The organism is Denitromonas iodatirespirans (assembly GCF_018524365.1).
Lineage (GTDB): Bacteria > Pseudomonadota > Gammaproteobacteria > Burkholderiales > Rhodocyclaceae > Nitrogeniibacter > Nitrogeniibacter iodatirespirans.
Genome location: NZ_JAEKFT010000022.1, coordinates 30,423 through 49,630 on the forward strand (window position 1 = coordinate 30,423; position 19,208 = coordinate 49,630).

The 19,208-nt window shown below is 67.6% G+C and carries 16 protein-coding genes; 11 read left to right on the forward strand and 5 right to left on the reverse strand.

The genetic code is table 11. The annotated features are described in order from the left end of the window. The first annotated feature begins 1 nt into the window (after position 1). The 9 genes from I8J34_RS17215 to ligA all read left to right on the forward strand — a co-directional run bounded on the left by I8J34_RS17215 (position 2) and on the right by ligA (position 7,972). Entirely contained in the window at positions 2 to 682 is a 681-nt protein-coding gene (locus I8J34_RS17215; RefSeq protein WP_214362871.1) for an amino acid ABC transporter permease, read from the forward strand. A 12-nt stretch (positions 683 to 694) separates the two neighbouring features. Further along, positions 695 to 1,423, forward strand: coding sequence for an amino acid ABC transporter ATP-binding protein (locus I8J34_RS17220; RefSeq protein ID WP_214362872.1), 729 nt, complete (start codon positions 695 to 697; stop codon positions 1,421 to 1,423). A gap of 11 nt (positions 1,424 to 1,434) precedes the next feature. Next, the gene (locus I8J34_RS17225; protein WP_214362873.1) at positions 1,435 to 3,456 is read left to right on the forward strand and encodes a methyl-accepting chemotaxis protein; all 2,022 of its coding nucleotides are present in this window, start codon (positions 1,435 to 1,437) and stop codon (positions 3,454 to 3,456) included. Positions 3,457 to 3,477: 21 nt separating this feature from the next. Continuing rightward, positions 3,478 to 4,365 carry an amino acid ABC transporter substrate-binding protein gene (locus I8J34_RS17230; RefSeq protein WP_214362874.1) on the forward strand — a complete coding sequence of 296 codons (888 nt, stop codon included), beginning with the start codon at positions 3,478 to 3,480 and terminating at the stop codon, positions 4,363 to 4,365. Positions 4,366 to 4,458: 93 nt separating this feature from the next. Next, positions 4,459 to 4,758: a hypothetical protein gene (locus tag I8J34_RS17235; protein WP_214362875.1), complete on the forward strand. Its 300-nt coding sequence runs from the start codon at positions 4,459 to 4,461 to the stop codon at positions 4,756 to 4,758. Between the two features lie 107 nt (positions 4,759 to 4,865). Continuing rightward, a complete protein-coding gene (locus tag I8J34_RS17240; RefSeq protein WP_214362876.1) occupies positions 4,866 to 6,134 on the forward strand; it encodes a LysR family transcriptional regulator in 1,269 nt (422 codons plus the stop codon). 201 nt (positions 6,135 to 6,335) lie between these two features. After that, complete coding sequence (locus I8J34_RS17245; RefSeq protein ID WP_214362877.1) at positions 6,336 to 7,061, forward strand: alpha/beta fold hydrolase; 726 nt, start codon at positions 6,336 to 6,338, stop codon at positions 7,059 to 7,061. Positions 7,062 to 7,078: 17 nt separating this feature from the next. Next, complete coding sequence (locus tag I8J34_RS17250) at positions 7,079 to 7,516, forward strand: nuclear transport factor 2 family protein (protein WP_214362878.1); 438 nt, start codon at positions 7,079 to 7,081, stop codon at positions 7,514 to 7,516. Positions 7,517 to 7,540: 24 nt separating this feature from the next. After that, positions 7,541 to 7,972 (forward strand): protocatechuate 4,5-dioxygenase subunit alpha, encoded by a 432-nt coding sequence (gene ligA, locus I8J34_RS17255; protein WP_214362879.1) that lies wholly within the window; start codon positions 7,541 to 7,543, stop codon positions 7,970 to 7,972. A 211-nt stretch (positions 7,973 to 8,183) separates the two neighbouring features. Here the strand turns inward: ligA and I8J34_RS17260 are convergent, their stop codons facing one another. From I8J34_RS17260 to I8J34_RS17270, 3 genes are read right to left on the reverse strand one after another with little or no spacing between them, the layout of a single operon-like run. After that, positions 8,184 to 9,590 (reverse strand): aldehyde dehydrogenase family protein, encoded by a 1,407-nt coding sequence (locus tag I8J34_RS17260; protein ID WP_214362880.1) that lies wholly within the window; start codon positions 9,588 to 9,590, stop codon positions 8,184 to 8,186. 13 nt (positions 9,591 to 9,603) lie between these two features. Further along, the gene (locus tag I8J34_RS17265) at positions 9,604 to 10,434 is read right to left on the reverse strand and encodes a p-hydroxycinnamoyl CoA hydratase/lyase (RefSeq protein ID WP_214362881.1); all 831 of its coding nucleotides are present in this window, start codon (positions 10,432 to 10,434) and stop codon (positions 9,604 to 9,606) included. A gap of 18 nt (positions 10,435 to 10,452) precedes the next feature. Further along, entirely contained in the window at positions 10,453 to 12,450 is a 1,998-nt protein-coding gene (locus I8J34_RS17270) for an acetoacetate--CoA ligase (RefSeq protein WP_230411888.1), read from the reverse strand. 593 nt (positions 12,451 to 13,043) lie between these two features. On the opposite strand from I8J34_RS17270, the gene I8J34_RS17275 reads away from it, so the two are divergent. Together I8J34_RS17275 and I8J34_RS17280 are read left to right on the forward strand one after the other, a co-directional pair. Continuing rightward, complete coding sequence (locus I8J34_RS17275; RefSeq protein ID WP_214362883.1) at positions 13,044 to 14,741, forward strand: DUF1302 domain-containing protein; 1,698 nt, start codon at positions 13,044 to 13,046, stop codon at positions 14,739 to 14,741. A gap of 24 nt (positions 14,742 to 14,765) precedes the next feature. Continuing rightward, positions 14,766 to 16,121, forward strand: coding sequence for a DUF1329 domain-containing protein (locus I8J34_RS17280; protein ID WP_214362884.1), 1,356 nt, complete (start codon positions 14,766 to 14,768; stop codon positions 16,119 to 16,121). 287 nt (positions 16,122 to 16,408) lie between these two features. Here I8J34_RS17280 and I8J34_RS17285 read toward each other — a convergent pair whose 3' ends face one another. Beyond that, positions 16,409 to 17,281 carry an amidohydrolase family protein gene (locus tag I8J34_RS17285; RefSeq protein WP_214362885.1) on the reverse strand — a complete coding sequence of 291 codons (873 nt, stop codon included), beginning with the start codon at positions 17,279 to 17,281 and terminating at the stop codon, positions 16,409 to 16,411. An 85-nt stretch (positions 17,282 to 17,366) separates the two neighbouring features. Next, entirely contained in the window at positions 17,367 to 19,127 is a 1,761-nt protein-coding gene (locus I8J34_RS17290; protein ID WP_214362886.1) for a tannase/feruloyl esterase family alpha/beta hydrolase, read from the reverse strand. Between the last annotated feature and the right edge of the window lie 81 nt (positions 19,128 to 19,208).

Genomic DNA, 19,208 nt, shown 5'->3' on the forward strand with positions numbered 1-19,208 from the left:
GATGGGTGACTTCGACTTTTCGGTGATCGCCGAGAACTGGGCCTTTCTGGCCGAGGGCCTGCGCTACACCGTGCAGGTCACGCTGGTGGCGATGATCGGCGGCATCGTGCTGGGCACCGCGCTGGCGCTGATGCGCCTGTCGTCCAACCCGCTGCTGCAGCGCTTCGCCGCGGCCTACATCAACATCTTCCGCAGCGTGCCGCTGGTGCAGGTGATCCTCGCCTTCTACCTGATCCTGCCGCTGGTGCTGCGCCTGGTCACCGGCCAGATGATCCCGGTCGGCGCCGACACCTCGGCCTACCTCACCTTCATGGTCTTCGAGGCCGCCTACTACGCCGAGATCATGCGTTCGGGCATCCAGTCGGTGCCGCGCGGCCAGGTCGGCGCCGGCTATGCGCTGGGCTTCACTTACGCCCAGAGCATGCGCTACGTGGTGCTGCCGCAGGCCTTTCGCAACATGCTGCCGGTGCTGCTGACGCAGACCATCGTGCTGTTCCAGGACGTATCGCTGGTGTACGCCATCGGCGCCACCGACTTCTTCGGCGCGGCCGACAAGATCACCCAGCGCGACCTGCGCCCGGTCGAGATGTACACCACCGTGGCGGTCGTCTACTTCCTCATCTGCTTTGCCCTGTCGCGCCTGGTCAAACGGCTGCAGACGCGCATTGCCATCATTCGCTAAAGGAGATCCGCGATGATCGAGATCAACAATGTATCCAAGTGGTATGGCGACTTCCGGGTCCTGACCGAGTGCACCACGCGTGTGGCCGCCGGCGAAGTGGTGGTGGTGTGCGGCCCGTCCGGCTCGGGCAAGTCGACGCTCATCAAGTGCGTCAATGCGCTCGAACCCTTCAACGAAGGCAGCATCACCGTCGACGGCACCTCGGTCGGCGCGCGCGGCACCTCGCTGCCCAAGCTGCGGGCTCGGGTGGGCATGGTGTTCCAGCATTTCGAGCTGTTCCCGCACATGAGCATCACCGACAACCTGGCCATCGCCCAGATCAAGGTGCTCGGCCGCGGGCGTGACGAAGCGCGGCAGAAGGGCCTGGCGCTGCTCGACCGGGTCGGCCTCAAGGCGCATGCCGACAAATTCCCCGGTCAGCTGTCGGGCGGCCAGCAGCAGCGCGTGGCGATTGCCCGCGCGCTGGCGATGGACCCGATCTGCATGCTCTTCGACGAACCCACCTCGGCGCTCGACCCCGAGATGATCAACGAGGTGCTCGACGTGATGGTCGAGCTGGCGCAGGAGGGCATGACCATGATGTGCGTGACCCACGAGATGGGCTTCGCGCGCAAGGTGGCCAGCCGCGTCATCTTCATGGACCACGGCCATATCGTCGAAGACGACGACAAGGACGCCTTCTTCGGTAACCCGCGCTCCGAGCGGGCGCGCCAGTTCCTCGACAAGATCCTGCAGCACTGAGAGGTCAGACCATGGCGATGCTGCTGGCGGTGTCCGAACACCTGATGGGCCGTTTGCGCTACGCGGGCAAGTTCGCCGTGGTCGGCGGCGTCTTCCTGGCCGCCTTGTGCGTGCTCACCTGGCTGGCGGTGGCGCCGCTGCTCGACGGCGTGCGGCAGGTCGCCGCCGAGCGCCAGGGCCTGGCGGCGGTGGCGCACCTGACCGGCGCCAGCGCCCGCCTGCGCACCGTGCGCGAAGGCGCCCAGCCGCTGCTGGCCGGGTTGTGGGCCGGCCAGGCCGACGCCGCCAGCGCCGCCGCGCAGCTGACGGCGGCCCTGGACACGCTCGAGCCGCTCACCGAATCGGCACCCTTCGACGATGCCGCCCGGCGCCGCTGGCAACGCATCCGCCAGGAGGCCGGTGCACTCGCGCCCGGTGCCGGGGCGCGCTCGGAGGCGATCTACAACGGCGCCACCGCGCTGGTGGACCAGATCAACCGGCTGGTCCTGCATCTCGGTTACACCTCGGGCCTGAGCCTCGATCCGCACGAGGCTGGCCACTTCGTGCTGCGCGCCTGTGCCGAGGATCTGCCGCGCATCCAGGAAGCCTTCAACCGCCTGAAGGTCGTGGCCATCGCCGATGCCGTGCAGCAGGCCGCCTTTACCGACGACAAACTGGTGCTGACCCAGGCGGCGCGCGAAGTGCGCAGTTCGCTGCAGCAATTGACCGACCTCACCGGGCTGGCGCTGCGTGACGCGCCGGCCGTCGACGGCGCCCTCCGCCAGGCCCTGGACGATGTCGCGCCAGTGCTGGCGCTCACGCGCAAGATCGACGCCGATTTCGTCGCCGCCGACGAACTCGCTATCGACGCCAAGGCCTTTGCCGCCGAGGTGCGGGCCGCCGAAAGCCTGCTCGCGGGGCTCGATGCCAGTTTTCTCGCTGCGGCCGAGACATTGTTGCTCGAGCGCCAGGCCCGCTTGAATGCTCGCCTGCAGGCGGTGCTCGGCGGCATGGCGCTGGTGTTGCTGGTGCTGCTGTGGCTGTTCGGCGGCTTCTACGCGGCGGTGCGCCGCGCCGTGCGGGCTTTGTCGGCCGACTCCAACCGGCTGCTCGACGGCGACCTGACCGTGGGCTTCGCCCTGCGCGGGCGGGACGAGTTGGCCGAAGTCGGCCAGCACCTGGGCACGGTCGTCGGCGGGCTGCGCCGACTGATCGGCGAGGTGGCCGAGAGCAGCGAGCAGGTCACCGAGGCGGCGGCCAAGCTGGCGTCCACCGCACGCGAGCAGGCCGGCGGTGCCAGCGAGCAGACCGCCGCGGCCGAGGCCACGGTGGCCGCGATGGCGCGCATGTCGGCACATATCGGCAGTGCCAGCGCCGATGCCGAAGCGGTGCGCCAGCGCGCCCGCGAAAGCGTGCTGCGCATCGAGCGCGGGCGCGAGCATCTGCAGCAATTGACCGAGGGGCTGACGCATGCCGACCGCAGCGCCGACACCATGGCCGCCGCCGCGTTGGCCTTTGTCGACAGCACGCAGAGCATCACCGTGATGACCCGCCGGGTGCGCGAGATCGCTGAGCAGACCAATCTGCTGGCGCTCAACGCCGCGGTCGAGGCGGCGCGTGCCGGCGAGCAGGGACGCGGCTTTGCGGTGGTGGCCGGTGAGGTGCGCAAGCTGGCCGAGCGGGCCAACCACAGCGTGGCCGAAATCGACGGCGTGACCGCCGGTCTCGGCGAGCGTGCCACCGATCTGGCCGATACTGCGCGCTCGAGCAAGGCCGCGCTGGCGACCGGGCTGGCCCATGTGGACGGGGTGCGCGACACCCTCGATGCGGCCAGCGAGGCCGCCGTCCAGGCCGATCGCGGCATGGACGAGATCGCCGCCATGATGCGTGCCCAGCATGACGAAGGCGGCACCGCCTCGACCCAGGCCGGCCACATCGCCGCACTGGCCGCGCAGCATCAGACCGACATGGAAGACAGCGCGGCGACCGCCCGCGCACTGGACACCCTGGCCCGGCGCATGAGTGCTGCCATCGGCCGCTTCCGCTTACGCTGACCCCACCCGAAGGAGAGCACCATGGCCCACCGAGTCCTGCGTCTGATGATCCTGATCCTCGCCGGGCTGCCCTGGCAGGCGGCCCAGGCCGGCGAGGTGCTCGACCGCCTGCGGGCCACGCGCACCATCACGCTGGCCTATCGCGAAACCTCGATGCCGTTCTCCTACCAGTGGCCCGGTGGCGAACCGGTGGGCTACAGCCTCGACATCTGCCGGCAGCTGGTGCGCGCCATCGAGAAGCATCTGGGCGTGAGCCTCACGCAGCGCCTGGTCCCGGTGACCTCGGCCAACCGCATCGAACACCTCGAACGCGGCGCGGCCGACCTGGAGTGCGGCTCGACCACCAGCAACGGCGAACGGCGCCAGCGCGTGGCCTTCACCATCCCCACCTTCATCGCCACCACCCGGCTGCTGGTGCGTGCCGACAGCGGCATCCGCGAGATCTGGGATACCGACGGCAAGACCGTGGTCACCACCCGCGGCACCACCGCCGCCGCCATGCTGCGCGACTTCAACGAAAACCGCCTGCTCGGCGCCCGTGCGCTCGAAGCGCCCGACCATGCCGCCGCCTTCGCCCGGCTGGCCGCCGGCGAGGCCGACGCCTTCCTGATGGACGATGTGCTGCTGGCCAGCCTGCGCGCCCGCGCCGAGGCGCCCGAGCGCTTCGTGATCACCGGCAAGACGTTGTCGATCGAGCCGTTGGCGATCATGCTGGCCAAGACCGATCCGGCCTTCAAGGCCCTGATCGACGCCGCCGTCAAGCAGATGATCCAGTCGGGGGAAATCGGCGAGCTCTACCGGCGCTGGTTCGAATCGCCCATCCCGCCCGACAATCTCAACCTGGCGCTGCCGATGCACTTTCTGCTCAAGGACTCCTTCCGCGCCCCGACCGACTGGCTGCCCAACTGACGCGTGTCGCGGCGCCGGCCCCCGGTGGCGAGGGCCGGCCGGGCGATCTAAGCTGAACCAGGTGCGGCATGTGGGCCGCGCCAGGATGTCATCATGAGATTGCCCCTTGCCCTGATCCTCGTCGGCCTGATCGCCGCGGCCCCGCCGGTCGATGCGCGCGGCCGCTATGTGGTGGTCAACGGACAGCGCCTCGACACGGCGGCGATGGCGCGCCTCGACCGCGCCGCCTGCCTGCGCGTGCCCGACGGGCGCTACTGGATCGACATGCGCTCGGGCATCTGGGGCTACGAGGGCGGCGCGCCGCAAGGGCGCGTCGGCGACAACTGCCGCCAGCGGCCCAAGAGCCTCAGCGAACGCGGCCTGCTCTACAGCCCGGGCGAATTACTGCGCTGAGCCGGCCGCCGCCGTTTCAGCCACGGCGCCTCGACATCGCGGGTGCGCGTCGGTGTCGGACGACGGGTGGGTAGAATGGCGGCCATATCTCGTTTCGGACGCTATCGATGAAGTCGCGCCTGCTTCAGGAATCATTACCCGGGTTGTCCCGGTCGGTGCCGGCCATCTCCGAGCATCTCAAATCGCTGCGCTGCCTGATGGCGGTGGTGACGCATGGCAGCGCCAAGCGGGCCGCCGAAGCGATCTTTCTCTCTCAGCCGGCCGTGACCCGCGCGGTGATCGAGCTCGAACAGTTCTGCGAGCTGCCGTTGTTCGAACGGTTTTCACGCGGTATGCAGCCGACCGTGCCGGGGATGGGCGTGTCGCGCAGGGCGGTCGCCTTGTTCGACCATCTCAAGCGTGGAGCCGCCGAGGCGCTGGCGCTGACCGCGCCGGCGAAGCGGCGGGCGGCCTTGCCCGAGCGTTTCGCCAGCGCGGTGTCGCCCTCAGCGCTCAAGGCGTTGGTGGCGGTGGCGGCGGCGGAAAGCGAATCGCGTGCCGGGCTGGCGTTGGGCATCAGTCAGCCGGCCGTGCATCGCGCCTTGCGCTCGCTGGAGCATCTGTCGGGTTCGGTGCTGTTCCGGCGCTCGGTGCGCGGGACCCGCCTGACCGAGCCGGGCGAAGCCATGCTGCGCCGGGTCAAGCTGGCCTTCGGCGAGGCGCGCGCGATGGAAAGCGATATCGCCGCCTGGCGGGGCGATATTCGCGGACGGGTCGTGATCGGGACGCTGCCGCTATCCGTCGGCCTGTTCTTGCCGCAAGCGGTCGACGCGGTACGGCGCCTGCACCCCGAGGTGGAGATCACCATGGTCGACGGGACCTACGAGAGCCTGATGACGCATCTGCTCCATGCGGACATCGATGTGATCGTCGGCGCGCTTCGCGAGCCCTCGGCCGAGGTGCGCCAACAGGTGCTGTTCCGCGAACCGCTGGCGGTCATCGCCCGTCCGGCGCATCCGTGCTTCGAGCGGCCCTCGTTGAGCCTGGTGGATCTGCTCGAATGGGAATGGATCGCGCCGCTGCCGGGGACGCCCGCCAGCCTAGCGCTCACCTGCGCCTTCGAAGCGGCTGGGTTGGCGCCGCCCCGCGATACCCTGCAAGCCAACAACGCGGCGGTGACCCGCGCCCTGGTGGCCAGCACCGACCGGCTGGCGATCACCTCCTACGGCCAAGCGCTGGACGGGGAGGGAGCGGTGGTGCGGGTGCCGGTGGCGCTGCCCGGCACGACGCGCTCGATCGGTTTCGCCTTCCGTGACATCGGCGAGCCTTCCCCCGATCTGCTGGCCGTTCTCGACGCGCTGCGCGAGGCGGCCAGCGCGCGTGCATTGACGCCATAGATGCGCCAGCCCGGATAGGCCGTTCGGTCGCTGGTGCCCGACTTGGCGCCGGCCAGGCGATGCCTCCGGGGCGCCGCCCATTCTCTCCCATGTTCAGAACGAATACCTCAGCCTGGCATCGGCATTGGTGTCTTGCGGTACGCGATGACATGCTTTTGCTCAGGTCGAGTTGGCCTGAAAGCCTCGGAGGGAAAGGAAGCGATGACGCGTTCGGTGGTGGTGATGTTGCCAGGCCTGTTATGCGACGAGGCGGTGTGGGCCTGCCAGCGCGAAGCCCTGGCGGACGTGGAATGCATCGTTCCGTCCTTTGGTGCGCTGGCCTCGATCGAGGCCATGGCCAGCCACGTGCTCGCGACCGTGCCGGATACCCGGTTCTCGCTCGTGGGCCATTCGATGGGCGGGCGGGTGGCCCTCGACATGGTCCGTCAGGCACCGCAGCGCATCGCGCGGCTGGCATTGCTCGACAGCGGGGTCGACCCGCTCGCCGAGGGCGCGGCGGGCGCGGAGGAACGCCGCCAGCGCATGGCGCTGCTGGCGCTGGCGCGCAGCGCGGGCATGCGCACCATGGGGCGCCAGTGGGCGGCCGGCATGGTGCATCCGGCGCACTGCAATACGCCGATCTTCGAGGCCATCCTCGACATGATCGAACGCAAGAGCCCGGCCATTTTCGAAGCACAGCTTCAGGCCCTGCTTGAGCGGCCGGACGCCCGCCCGGTACTTGCCGCGCTGCGCTGTCCGACGCTCTTGCTGTGTGGACGCCAGGACGGCTGGAGCCCGCTGGCGCGCCATCGCCAGATGCATGCCCTGTTGCCCGACTCGCGCCTCGTCGTCGTCGAAGACGCGGGGCACATGACGACCATGGAGCAGCCGCAGGCGGTCAGCGCGGCCTTGATCGAATGGCTCGGCATGCCCGACGCTGGCCACTGACGAAGGAGACGGGGGCGATGACGCCGCTGGAAATACGGGAAGTCTGTGACGCCTGCCGAACGCTGGTGCTGCGCGCGGCCGCGCGGGCCGATGGCGGCGACGCCGAGGGGCTGGCGGCGTTGTTCGCCGAGGACGGGATGTTGGTCCGCCCCGACGGCATCCGGCTGCAAGGGCGCGAGGCGATCCGCGCGGCCTATGCCGCCAGGCCTGCCGAACGCCTGACCCGGCATGTGGTCAGCAACACCCTGGTGGAGATCGTTTCGCCCACCGAGGCGCAGGCGTGCAGCTACGTGCTGCTGTGGTCCGGTTCGCTGGCCGACCCGGCCGGGCCGAGAGGCCGGCCGGCGCACGGGCTACCGGTGCTTGGCGAGTTCGACGACCGTTTCGCGCTGACCCCCGACGGTTGGCGCATCCTGCATCGCGAGGCCCGTTTCGTGCTGCATGCCAGCCACTGAAATCCGCCAACGGAGCAATGACCCATGGCACTCGATAAACCCTACCTCGATGTTCCCGGTACCACGGTGTTCGATGCCGACCAGTCGCGCAAGGGCTACTGGCTCAACCAGTTCTGCATGTCGCTGATGAAGGCCGAGAACCGCACGCGCTTCAAGGCGGACGAAGATGCCTACCTGAACGAATGGCCGATGAGCGAGGCGCAGCGGGACGCCGTGCTGGCGCGCGATCTGAACCGCTGCATCGCGCTGGGCGGCAGCATCTACTTCCTGGTCAAGATCGGCGCAACCGATGGCATCAGCGTGCAGAAGATGGTCGGCAGCATGACCGGCATGAGCGAGGCGGCCTATCGCGACATGATGCTCGCCGGCGGCCGCTCGCCGGAGGGGAACCGCTACCTGGGCGAGGCGGGCGATGCACAAGGCCCGCTGCCCGCGGAGACGCCGACGAAGCGCTAGCGGCGCGGTGTGCTGCGGGCGTGGACCTCCGTCAGCGGCAGGGCCTGCTCGCTGACGCTTGGGCGTGTTGCCCGTCCTTTTTTCGGCGCCTTTCCAGTCGCCTCTCCCATCGCCATCCGCTCGCCCACGAAAAAGCGCCGCGCCGTCGACCGTCCGTGTGGATCGGCGAAGGCGCGGCGCTGCAGCCGGGCGCAAGGAGCGCGCCCGGCGCTCAGCCCCTGGCGAGGTTGATGACCTTGGCCTGGGTGTATTCCTCCAGGCCGTCACGGCCGAGTTCGGTACCGATGCCCGACTGCTTGACGCCGCGGAAGGGGTAGCTCGGGTTGATGTCGAGCGTCTTGTTCACCCAGACGGTACCCGAGTTGATGCGCCGCGCGACGGCGCAGGCCCGGGCCGTGTCGCCGCTCCAGACGCTGCCGCACAGGCCGTATTCGCTGTCGTTGATGCGCGCCACGGCGTCGTCGAGGTCGCGGTAGCGCAGCACTGGTAATACCGGGCCGAACTGCTCCTCGCGCACCAGGCGGGCATCGTCGGGAATGTCGCGCACGATGGTCGGGGCGATGAAGTAGCCGGGGCGGTCGAGCGCCTTGCCGCCGGCGATGACCTTGCCACGCGTATGTGCGTCGTCCAGGTAGCCCTTGAGCTTGTCGTACTGCATGCGGTTCTGGACCGGTCCCATCTGGGTGGTGAGGTCGAGGCCATTGCCGACGACGGTGGCCTCGGCCAGCAGTGCCAGCGCGTTGCACACGGCGTCGTAGAGCGCATCGGGCACATACACCCGCTTGATCGCGGCGCAGATCTGACCGGCGTTGAACATCGCGCCATTGAAGATCTTCTGCGCGACCTCCGCCGGATCGGCGTCGTCGAGCACCAGTGCGGCGTCGTTCCCGCCAAGCTCCAGCGTCAGCCGCTTCAGCGTGTCGGCGCCGCTGGCCATGACCTTGCGGCCGGTCGCGGTGGAGCCGGTGAACGCCACCTTGGCGATGTGCGGATGGCCGGTCAGCAGCGGGCCGAGGTCGTTCTGGTCGGTGATGACGTTGACTACCCCGGCCGGTAACACGCTGGCGCAGATCTCGCCGAGGCGCAGCGTCGTCAGCGGCGTTGTCGGCGCCGGTTTGAGGATCATGGTGTTGCCGGCCATCAGACCCGGGCCGAGCTTGTTGGCGAGCAGCACCAGGGGGAAGTTCCACGGCGCGATCGCTGCCACGACGCCGAGCGGCGCGCGCGTCTCGATGGCCTGGCCGGCCTCGTCTTCGTGCAACACCTCGTCGGCCAGCGTCATCCCGGCGAAGGTGCGCAGGATGCGCGCTGCCTCGTGGACCTCGAACTCGGCACCGAAGACCGGCCGCCCTTGTTCGCGGGTCAGCAGCGGGGCGAGTGTGTCCGCCTGTGCGTCGAGCGCGTCGGCGATCTGCAGCACCCGCGCCTTGCGGGCGTCCCACGACATGGCCGACCAGTCGGGGAAGGCGGCCCTGGCGGCGGCGATCGCTTCTTCGGCCTGGGCCGCCGAGGCCCGCGGGCAGTGGGTGAAGACCTCGCCGGTGGCCGGGTCGATGACCTCCATGGTCGTGGCGCCATCGACCAGCCGGCCGCCGATCAGCAGTTTGAACTCATTCATAGTGTGTCTCCGTTCAGCGTTTATAGGCCTGCAGCCCCGGCTTGATGCTCTTCTCGTCGAGGAACTGCGTCAGCCCCTTGGTGCGGCCCTTTTCGGTATCGCGATGGTTGGACTGGTCGACCTTGGCGTAGAGGTAGTCTTCGCCCTGTTCCCAGGTCAGTTCGCGGCAGCGCTTGAAGCCATGCTTGGCGATGCGCATCACGGTGGGGTTCTTCTCCAGCAGCTTGCCGGCCAGCACCTTGACCTCGTCGCGCAGTTGGGCGCGCGGCACGCTCTTGTTGACCAGACCCATGGCGGCGGCTTCGGGGCCGGTCCAGGTGTCGCCGGTCATCACGTAGTGCAGAGCCTGGCGATGGCCCATGGTGTCGGCCACGGCCTTGCTCACCAGGTTGCCCGGCGGGATGCCCCAGTTGATCTCCGACAGGCCGAACACCGCCTCGTCGGCGCAGATGGCCAGATCGCAGGCGACCAGCGGCGAGAAGGCGCCGCCGAAGCACCAGCCGTTGACCATGGCGATGGTCGGCTTGTTGTAGAAGCGCAGTTGCTTCCATTGCCAGTCGGAGGCCTGGCGGCGCATGCGCTCCTGGTAGAGGTCGGACTTGCCGTCGGTTTCGCGGAAGTATTCCTTCAGGTCCATGCCGGCCGACCACGACTCGCCGGCGCCGGTGAGCACCAGCACGCCGACGTCGTCATCCAGTTCCAGGGTGTCGAGTACCTCGCCCATTTCGCGGTTGAGCGTGGGGCTCATGGCGTTGCGCTTTTCCGGTCGGTTGAAAGTGATCCAGGCGATGCCGGCGTCCACCTCGACGGTGACGGTCTGCCAGCGGTTCTTGTATCGGGACATTGAGTGGGTCTCCTCGTTTCAGGTCTTGACGGTTTCGCCGCCGCGCCGCTGCGCGGCAAACGCGATGAAATAGTCGAGCGCGCCCGGATTGGCCATCGCGCTGCGATTGGCTGCCGCTTCCGGCGGGGCGCCCATCAGGATGCGACGCACCGGAACCTCCATCGTCTTGCCGGTGATGGTCGCGGGAATCTCGGGAACCTGGTGGATCTCGTCGGGGACATGGCGTGGCGTGAACTCGCTTTTCAGGCGCGCGCAGATCTTCGCCTCGAGCGCCTCGTCGAGCGTCAGCCCCTCGGCCAGCTTGACGAACAGCGGCATGTAGAAGCGCCCGCCGGGCAGGTCGAGGTTCACGATCAGTGCGGCCTCGATCTCGTCGATGCGCGCCAGTGAGCGATAGATCTCGGCGGTGCCGATGCGCACCCCGTGGCGGTTCAATGTGGCGTCCGAGCGGCCGAGCACGAAGCACGCGCCATCGGCGCGGATGCGGAAGTAGTCGCCATGGCGCCAGATCCCGGGATAAGTGTCGAAATAGGTCTCGCGGTAGCGCATGTCGTCCGCGTCGTTCCAGAAGTACAGCGGCATCGATGGCATCGGTTCGGTGATGACCAGTTCGCCGACCTCATCGATGAGAGCATGGCCCTGTCCGTCGAACGCTTTCACCGCTACGCCCAACGAGGGGCCCTGGATCTCGCCGGCATGCACCGGTTGCGTCGGCACGCCGCCGACGAAGCCGGTGCAGCAATCGGTGCCACCGCTGCCGTTGGCCACCCACAGGTCGGCTTTCACGTTGTCATAGAACCAGGCCATGCATTCGGCCGTCGCTGGCGAGCCGGCCAGGGAAATCATGCGTAGCGCCGACAGGTCATAGCGCTCGCCCGGCACCACGCCGGCCCGGGCCAGTTGGTCCACGTAGGTCGGACTGGCACCAAGATGCGTTGCCCGGGCGTCTTGCACCATGCGCCACAGCATGTCGCGTTCGGGGTAGGCCGGGTTGCCGTCGTAGAGCACGGGCAGCGCGCCGGTCAGGGTCGTGCCGACCAGGAAATTCCACAGCATCCAGCCGCTGGTGGTGTGGAAGAAGATGCGCTCGCCCGGATGCAGGTCGAAGTGGAAGCTGGCGTTTTTGAGCGTTTCGAGCAGGATGCCGCCGTGCCCATGCACGATGGCCTTGGGCAGCCCGGTGGTGCCGGAGGAGAACAGCACCCACAGGGGATGGTCGAAGGGAACCTGCTCGAAGCGGAAATCCGCCGCCTGGACGGGTGGCCGGTCCATCAGTGCGTCCCAGCGCACGACGTTGGCGTCGGGCAGGTGGGCGCCGTCGCTGTCCGGCCCCGGCAACAGGACGACATGCGTCAGGCTGTCGAGCGCGCCGACGATGTGCGCCAGTTCGTCCCGCCGGTCATGCTGCTTGCCGCCGTAGCGGTAGCCGTCGATGCAGAACAGGACCTTGGGCGAGAGCTGGGTCAGCCGGTCGAGCACGCCGCGGGCGCCGAAGTCGGGCGAGCAGCAGGCCCACACGGCGCCGATGGCGGTGGTCGCCAGCAGGGCCACCAGGGTTTCCGGCCGGTTCGGCATCCAGGCGGCCACGCGATCGCCGGGTTGCACGCCCATGGCACGCAGCTCGGTGGCGAGGCCTCGCACCTGCTGGGCCAGTGTCTCCCAGGGCAGCGCACGCAGCGGCTGGGTCTCGCTCATCGACAGCAGGGCATCGCCGCCGCGCTGCGCGCCACGCAGGACATGTTGGGCGTAGTTCAGCCGCGCGCCGGGAAACCACTGCGTGCCGGGCATCGTGCGTCGGCCCCGCACGGCGCTCGGTGGGGTGGAGGCCTCGATGTCGAAGTAGTCCCACAGCGCCTGCCAGAAGCCGTCGACATCCGTGGTGGACCAGCGCCAGAGGCTGGCGTAGTCGGGCAGGTGCTGGCCCTGTGTGTGTTCGAGCCAGCGACAAAACGCTGTGATATTGGCTGATTCCACCTGTTCCGGACGCGGGGTCCACAACAGCTTGCCTTCTTGCATGACCATCCTCCATGAGTTCGGGGTCTGTGTTTGCGGCCTCGGTGGATCGCCCGGCCATGACGCAGGTGCATGGCGACATGCGCTTGCCGGTGAGCGCTCGTGAGCTGTAAGGAAACCGCGTGAGCAGACAACCTCAGCGTGCGCCGGCAAGCGGCGGACGGGAAGTTCGTTTTGTCGCCTCATCGATACGGTTTGGTTATTGATGCCGGAATGCTGCAGCGCGATGCATCGCCGCGGGCTCGCCGGACGCGGCCGGTGGCGACATCGGAACGGTCTGTGGCAGGGGCGCAGAAGTCGCCGCTTGAAAGGCCGGATGACCTCAGGCCGGCAGTCGCTCTTAGCGGCTGCCAATGGTTGGATCTGATGCTTTGGCGAAGGCGTGTCATAACCAAATCGTATCGCATAGGCGGGAAAAACGATTTCCCGGAGGGCGCCGGAACGATCAATCTTTCAGCGCCGCCAGGAGTCGATGCGGTACTACGGGGATGTCGGGGACGGGGGCGCCGGATGCTCGGCCAGTGGCTAGCGCTTCGGCAGGCGGCATCGTCCGACAAACAATCGACCGGCAATGATCGGTCAAGAGGAGACACGTGATGCTTTCATACCGTCTGGCGGTGACTGCGGCCCTGTTCGGGGTATCGGCCGCCCACGCTTTCGACATTGACACCGCGGATCCGGATCTGCGCATGCGCTTCGACATCACGCCGAAGTACAGCACGGCCTATCGCTTGAAGAATCCCTCCGCAGGGCTGACGCGGCTGGACGTGGCGGGCGATCCGGGGAGGGTGAATGAAGACGACGGCGACCACAATTTCGACCGGGGTGTGATTTCCAACCGACTCGATTTGCTCACCGAATTCGATGTGCGCTACAGGAACCTCGGCTTCCGGGTCAGTGGTGCCGCTTGGCTCGATGGGGCCTATCTGCAGCGCAACGACTACAAGGGCACCGAGATCTACGCCAACGGCGTGCCGACCGGCACGGTGGTGTCCACCGCCAATACCGGGGCGGGCCGCGATGCCGACGAATTCCTGCGCTCGACCCGCGACCAGCATGGCAAGGGCAGCGAATTCCTCGATGTGTTCGGCTATGCCAAAGGCACGATCGGCGACATGCCGGCCACCGTGCGGGTCGGCCGGCACACGCTGCAATGGGGCGAAAGCCTGTTTTTCGGCCAGAACGGCATTGCCAATGCCCAGGGGCCGGTGGATGTGGCCAAGGTCGTCTCGGTGCCCGACTGGAAGTTCAAGGAAGTTCTTTTGCCGGTGGAGCAGGTGTCGGCGTCCCTGGGGCTGACGGACGAGTTGTCGCTCAGCGCGTATTACCAGCTCAAGTGGCGGGGCAGCCGGATCCCCGGCGTCGGCAGCTATTTCTCCAATCAGGACTACGTGGGCACCGGCAGCGTCAACTTCGGCCCCGGCGTCGATCTGCCCTATCGGAGCCGCCGCGACCTGGAGCCGCGGGATTCGGGCCAGGGCGGCATCCAGGTGCGTTGGAGCCCGGCCGACAGCAACTTCGAGTATGGCTTCTATGCTGCGCAATATCACGACAAGGTGCTGGCTGCGCCAGTGTTCGACTTCGTCAATGGCGACGTGCATCTGGCCTACGCTGAAAACATCCGCACGCTCGGTGCCAGTGTGACCTCGTCGATCGGATCGCTCAACTGGGCACTCGAAGGCTCTCTGCGCTGGAACGCGCCGCTCAACAGCGATCCCGCCGTACTGGTGCCCGGCTCGGCGGTGACCCGTTGCGGTGATGACGATGCGCCGTGTTTCGCCGTCGGCCGGACGGCGCATCTGCTGCTCAACGGCGTCTATCTGCTGAGCCCCAATGCCTTCTGGGAGGGCGGGGCGGTGCTGGGCGAGCTGGCCTATAACCGCACGCTGAAAGTCACCAAGGACATCTTCAACGGCGTGGGTGGCGGCCTGGACGGCAACACCACCAAAGACGCCTGGGCGCTGCGCATGATTTTCGAGCCGCAGTACTTCCAGGTATTGCCGGGGCTTGACCTGTCGGTGCCCGTCAGCGTGGCCTACAACTTCGGCGGTCGCTCCTCGGCGGTGGCGAACTTCGCCGGTGGCGTCTCGGATGGCGGCAGTTACAGCGTCGGCCTGAAGGGGATCTATCGCACCGTCTGGAATTTCTCGCTGGCCTACACCGACTACTTCGGTCGCGAAGACACCTTCACGGAGACGCTCGTCGATGGCAGCGCGACGCCACGCCAGCTCACCTTCGGCCAGTCGCTGAAGGATCGTGCCTACGTGTCCTTCAGTATTTCGCGCACCTTCTGATCGATCCGCTCACGGAGACGTACCATGAATTTCAAGACCCTGATGGCCGCCTGGGCGGTGGCCACCGTTCTCGCGCCGAGCGCGCATGCCACCGCAACCGCCGAGGAGGCCGCCAAGCTGAAGAGCACCTTGACCCCGCTCGGCGCCGAACGCGCCGCCAGTGCCGACGGACAGATCCCGGCCTGGGATGGCGGCATGACAAAACCCTTGCCCGGCTACACTGCCGGCAGCACGCGGACCGACCCGTTCGCCGCTGAGAAGCCGGTGGTGTCGATCAACGCCAAGAACATGGCGCAGTACGCCGACAAGCTGACAGACGGCGTCAAGGCCCTGATGAACAAGTACCCGGATTTCCGCATCGACGTCTATCCGACCCATCGCACCGCGGCGGCACCGCAATATGTCTATGACAACACCTTCGCCAATGCCACGCGGGCCAAGCTGGTGGACGACGGGCAGGGCACGCAGGACGCCTACGGCGGCATCCCGTTCCCCGTGCCGCACGATGCCTACGAGATCTTGCAGAACCATCGCCTGGGGTGGCGCGGCCGTACCACGCAGTTCCGCCTGCGCACTTGGGTGGTCACCGCGGATGGGCGTCGCGCCATGGCCTCGGGCGGCGAGCAGACCATCGACCGGCCGTACTACGACAAGAGCGGCAGCGTGGACAGTTTCGACGGCTACTACCAGTACGGCAAATTCCTGGCCTCCGAGCCCGGTTCGAAAGCGGGCGAGGCCATTCTTGCCCACGACAACATGAATGCCAGCGTGCCGCGCGGGTTGTGGCAATACCTGGTGGGTCAGCGGCGCGTGCGCAAGGCGCCGTCGGTGTCCTATGACACCCCCGATGCCGTCACTTCGGGCATCGGGTTGGTGGATGAAGCCTTCATGCTGTTCGGTCCGCTCGATCGCTACGAGCTGAAACTGGTGGGCAAGCAGGCGATGTACATTCCCTACAACAACAACGGCGCTGCGGCGGCCAAGGTGGACGAGCTGGTGACGCCGCACACGCTCAATCCCGACCGGGTGCGCTGGGAGCTTCACCGGGTGTGGGTGGTGGAGGCTGACCTCAAGGCCGGTAGGCGCCATGTCGTGCCCAAGCGCAAGTACTACATCGACGAGGACACCTGGCAGATCATCCTGATCGACGGCTGGGATGCCAAGGGCGAACTGTGGCGCATCAACTTCACGCTGACGCTGCTGTGCCCGGACATTCCGGCGCTGATCGGGAACGTCATGTGGGGCGGCTACGACATGCAGTCGGGGGCCTACTACCTCAATTCGGCACTCAACGAACTGCCGAAGGCCTACCAGGTCATCGACCCGCTGCCGCGTTCCTTCTTCAGTGCGGCGGAGCTGGCCAACGACGGGCTGCGGTAATGGGGCGGCGGTGCCGGTAGGGCGCTGATGCGCCGATGCCGGCACCGTCATTCCCGTTCGACCCGGCCTTCAAGACCATCGCCCGCTACGAGTTCGACACCAGCGCATTGTCCGGCGACGCGATGGATGCCCCCTTGACCGTGCAGGCGCCGGTGTTCGTTCCGCGCCACCCGGGCGCCTTGCGCAGAACTCGGGGCCGACACCTCTGCTCGACGGCTGAGCCGGCCGCGAGGCGGGCCGCCCTCGCGGTATCGGGAATCCCCACGGGTGGGTGGGTCGGGGCCGTCCTAGGCGCGAGTGTCTAGCCTCAGCACCCGCGCTGCGTTTTCCTTGAAGATCAGGGGTTTCAGTTCGGGCCGGAAGCCAGCCTGTTCGTAGTCTTCCATCCAGCGCTCCGGCGTGATGAGCGGGAAGTCCGAGCCGAACAGCATCTTGTGCTGGAGCCGGGTGTTGGCGTACTGAACCAACTGCGGCGGAAAGTACTTGGGCGACCAGCCGGACAGGTCGATATACACGTTGGGCTTGTGCAGGCATACCGACAGGGCTTCGTCCTGCCAGGGCCAGGACGGGTGGGCGATGATGATCGGCATGTCCGGGAAGTCGGCCGCCACGTCGTCCAGATGGATCGGGTTCGAGTACTTCAGCCGCAGCCCGCCGCCGCCGGGCATGCCGGTGCCGATGCCCGAGTGGCCGCTGTGGAAGATGGCCGGCAGTTTGTATTCGGCGATCAGCTCATACAGCGGATAGGCCATCGGGTCGTTGGGAAAGAAGCCCTGTACCGTGGGGTGGAACTTGAAGCCGCCCACCTGGTAGTCCTCAATCAATCGGCGCGCCTCGCGCAGCCCCATCTTGCCCTTGTGCGGGTCGATGCTGGCGAAGGCGATCATCATGTCGCGGTTCTCCAGTGCGGCCTCGGCGATCTCCTCGTTGGGGATGCGGCGGCGGCCGGTCTCGAATTCCGCATCGACGGTGAACATCACCAGGCCGAGCTGCCGCTCGCGGTAATAGGCAATGGTCTCGGGGATGGTCGGGCGGTGGCTGAACTTGAAGTATTTCTCGGCCGCTTCGTCGAAGGCTTTGCCGAAGTCGTCGGGCGCGCAGCGGCATGACACTTCGGCATGGGTATGGATGTCGATGGCGACGAGATTTGAGATGTTCATGGTATCTCTCGGCTTGGCCGGCTGAAGCCGGCCCTACGGGGGCGGTGCGGCGGCGTCCCGTAGGGTGGGCTTCAGCCCGCCAGGCTCAGTGGCGACGGCTGACGTTCACGCAGCGGAAGTTCTCTGCCTGCTCGATGCTGCCGCGGCCGGTGTAGCGCGCCTGCAGCGGGTAGGGGCACAGCGGACGGGTGCGACCCGGCCAGGCGGTGCCGTTCTCCGGGCGCGCGGTGGCGTCGATGGACGTCGGCGCGCGGCCTTTTTCGACCCACTCGACGATCGGCGCCAGCGTGTTGAAGCCGTCGGTGGCCGGGCCGCCCGAGCAGTGGTTCATGCCGGGCACCACGAACAGCCGGGCGAATCGGCCGGTGCGCGGGTAGCCGCCGCTGCGTTTGGCAAGTTGCTGGTAGTAGGCGATGGTGTCATTGACCGAAAACACCGGGTCGCTGGTGCCGTGGTAGAGAATCAGCTTGCCGCCATGGGCACGGAAGGGGGCGATCCTGGGCTTGGCGCTCATGAATTGCATCGACGACTCGGTGTAGATGCCGGAGCTTTCGTCGATGCGAGAGGCATTGGCGTCAAAGTCGTAGTTCAGCAGGTAGTCGTAGACCGCCAGCGCGTTCTGGTCCGGCGTCGCGCCGGCCACCTCGTCCGGTGGCGTCATGAAGATGTAGGGCAGGGAGGGGCCTCCGAGGGTGACGATGCGCGAGTTGGGCATCGACGTGGTGGCGGTACCGATCTTCCACGCGCGCCAGCCGGCCGCGGAGACGCCGGTATCGTAGGGCCAGTCGGCGTACAGCGCCTCGCCGAGGCCGTTCTTCGCACCGCCGAACACCTTGTGCAGGGCCTCGACCTGGGCGCCGCTCAGGCAGGCGTCGGTCTTGGCGCCGGCGCATTGCAGCACGGCCGGGTCGAAGTGGCAGGCGGGCTGGTTCTCGATGATGCCGTCGGCGAGGCCGTCGAGCGCGTCGCATTGCGCCGTCACCGCATCGGTGACCAGGGTGAGGTCGCTGTTGGAAAAGGACTGCGACAAGATCGGGCGGCCGTCGGCGGCCTTGGGCGCGGCGGCGCCGAAGGCCTGCACATCCCAGGGATGCTGGACCGCGGCGCGCGGCAGGTTGTAGCCGGGGTTGCCCGAGACGATGCCGTCGAACAGCCTGGGGAAGCGCTCGGCGGCCACCATGCCCTGGCGCCCGCCGTTGGAGCAACCGATGAAGTAGGAATAGCGCGCCTTCTCGGCATAGCGCAGGGCGATGAGCGCCTTGGCGGTCTCGCCCACGCGTTCGATGGCGTTGTAGCCGTAGTCCACGCGCGCCTGCGGATCGATGCCGAACAGCTGGCCGCCGATCACCGGCACGTTCTCGGCGGTGTGGCCGGCATCGGTGGACACCACCGCGAAACCTTCGCTCAAGGCATTGGTGGGCTGGCCGTTGCCGATGGCGCCCAGGGCGGGGCGGATGACCCCGTCGTTGCCGCCGCCGCCCTGGAACAGGAAGCGGCCGTTCCACGCCTCGGGCAGGCGCAGCTCGAAGCCGATCGCGTAGTCCTTGCCGTCGACGCCGATGCGGGCGTCGAGTGTGCCGAGCACCCGGCAGTGCGCCGGCGCCGGCACGCTGGCGTCAGCGGCGATGGTCTCGGCCACGCTGACCTCGAGCCCGGGCAGGCGCGCGCCGGCCAGGTCTTCGCAGACCATCGGTTCGGCCGGTGGTTTGCGATGGTGCTTGTGATGACCTTTAGCTGCGTGCGCACCGGCTGACGGCCAGCCGTCTTTGGCCAGGGCAAGGTCCGCGGCACCGATCCACAAGGTGCTCGCCGCGGCGACGGCAAGTGATAGGGCGTGTCTTTTCATCGTTGCTCTCCTCTCCACTGCAAATTGCCCGCGTAACGGCGTTGGGGGGCTACTGCGCGGGCACGAAATCGGCCATGCGAG

Excerpts from the sequence above, each read along its gene's own strand:
- I8J34_RS17215 (WP_214362871.1), top strand. The coding sequence starts at position 2 with ATGGGTGACTTCGACTTTTCGGTGATCGCCGAGAACTGGGCCTTTCTG.
- I8J34_RS17220 (WP_214362872.1), top strand. The coding sequence starts at position 695 with ATGATCGAGATCAACAATGTATCCAAGTGGTATGGCGACTTCCGGGTC.
- I8J34_RS17225 (WP_214362873.1), top strand. The coding sequence starts at position 1,435 with ATGGCGATGCTGCTGGCGGTGTCCGAACACCTGATGGGCCGTTTGCGC.
- I8J34_RS17230 (WP_214362874.1), top strand. The coding sequence starts at position 3,478 with ATGGCCCACCGAGTCCTGCGTCTGATGATCCTGATCCTCGCCGGGCTG.
- I8J34_RS17235 (WP_214362875.1), top strand. The coding sequence starts at position 4,459 with ATGAGATTGCCCCTTGCCCTGATCCTCGTCGGCCTGATCGCCGCGGCC.
- I8J34_RS17240 (WP_214362876.1), top strand. The coding sequence starts at position 4,866 with ATGAAGTCGCGCCTGCTTCAGGAATCATTACCCGGGTTGTCCCGGTCG.
- I8J34_RS17245 (WP_214362877.1), top strand. The coding sequence starts at position 6,336 with ATGACGCGTTCGGTGGTGGTGATGTTGCCAGGCCTGTTATGCGACGAG.
- I8J34_RS17250 (WP_214362878.1), top strand. The coding sequence starts at position 7,079 with ATGACGCCGCTGGAAATACGGGAAGTCTGTGACGCCTGCCGAACGCTG.
- ligA (WP_214362879.1), top strand. The coding sequence starts at position 7,541 with ATGGCACTCGATAAACCCTACCTCGATGTTCCCGGTACCACGGTGTTC.
- I8J34_RS17260 (WP_214362880.1), bottom strand. The coding sequence starts at position 9,590 with ATGAATGAGTTCAAACTGCTGATCGGCGGCCGGCTGGTCGATGGCGCC.
- I8J34_RS17265 (WP_214362881.1), bottom strand. The coding sequence starts at position 10,434 with ATGTCCCGATACAAGAACCGCTGGCAGACCGTCACCGTCGAGGTGGAC.
- I8J34_RS17270 (WP_230411888.1), bottom strand. The coding sequence starts at position 12,450 with ATGCAAGAAGGCAAGCTGTTGTGGACCCCGCGTCCGGAACAGGTGGAA.
- I8J34_RS17275 (WP_214362883.1), top strand. The coding sequence starts at position 13,044 with ATGCTTTCATACCGTCTGGCGGTGACTGCGGCCCTGTTCGGGGTATCG.
- I8J34_RS17280 (WP_214362884.1), top strand. The coding sequence starts at position 14,766 with ATGAATTTCAAGACCCTGATGGCCGCCTGGGCGGTGGCCACCGTTCTC.
- I8J34_RS17285 (WP_214362885.1), bottom strand. The coding sequence starts at position 17,281 with ATGAACATCTCAAATCTCGTCGCCATCGACATCCATACCCATGCCGAA.
- I8J34_RS17290 (WP_214362886.1), bottom strand. The coding sequence starts at position 19,127 with ATGAAAAGACACGCCCTATCACTTGCCGTCGCCGCGGCGAGCACCTTG.